Raw genomic sequence first — 800 nt, 5'->3', positions numbered from 1 at the left:
CAAGCCCAGCTGGCGGCCAGCCATACCGCGCACAGCAGCGCCGTCACGGCAAAGAGCTGCGGCGTGCCGGCCCACTTGGCCAGCGCGCCGCCCAGGGCTCCCCCGGCGAACAGGCCCAGCGACTGCAGCGTGTTGTAGGTGCCCAGGGCCGCGCCGCGCAGGTGCGGCGGCGCCATGCGCGAGACCAGGCTGGGCTGGCTGGCCTCCAGCGCGTTGAAGCCGCAAAAGAACACGAACAGCAGCAGCCCCAGCGCCCACAGCGCGGGCACGGCGCCAGCCGCGGCCACGCCGCCCAGGCCCAGCTGCACCAGCAGCACCAGTCCGATGGCGGTCAGCAGCGATTCGCGCAGGCGGCCGCGCCGCTCCAGCGCGAACAGCCCGCCCATCATGGCGAACGACAGCACCACGGCGGGCAGGTACACCTGCCAGTGCCCGGCCTTGGGCAGCCCCGCCTGCACCAGCAGCGCGGGCACGGCGACCCACATGGCCATCTGCACCGTGTGGAGAACGAAAACGCCCAGGTTCAGCCGCAGCAGGTCGGCATGGCGCCACACCTCGGCCAGGCGCCCGCGCGGGGCGTCGGCATGGCGCGCGGGCTCGGGCGGCACCACCCACAGCACCACGGCGATGCCGCCCAGCGCCAGCGCGCAGGTCAGCCCCGAACAGGCCCGCCAGGCCGATGTGCGCGGCCAGCACGGGGGCCGCGACGAGCGCCACGGCGAACATCAGCCCGATGCTGCCGCCCACCAGTGCCATGGCCTTGGTGCGCACGGCATCGCGCGTCTGGTCGGCCAGCAGCG

At 74.5% G+C, this 800-nt stretch carries 1 pseudogene; it reads right to left on the bottom strand.

Annotation, left to right across the window (positions count from 1 at the left end):
- Positions 1 to 800, bottom strand: a pseudogene (locus tag AC27IO_RS24950) (MFS transporter); the annotation flags it as partial.

The sequence above is a fragment of the Acidovorax sp. KNOB132 genome, from assembly GCF_057541515.1.
Note: the sequence above shows the minus strand (reverse complement) of the source record. Positions and strands in the feature narration are given on the sequence as shown.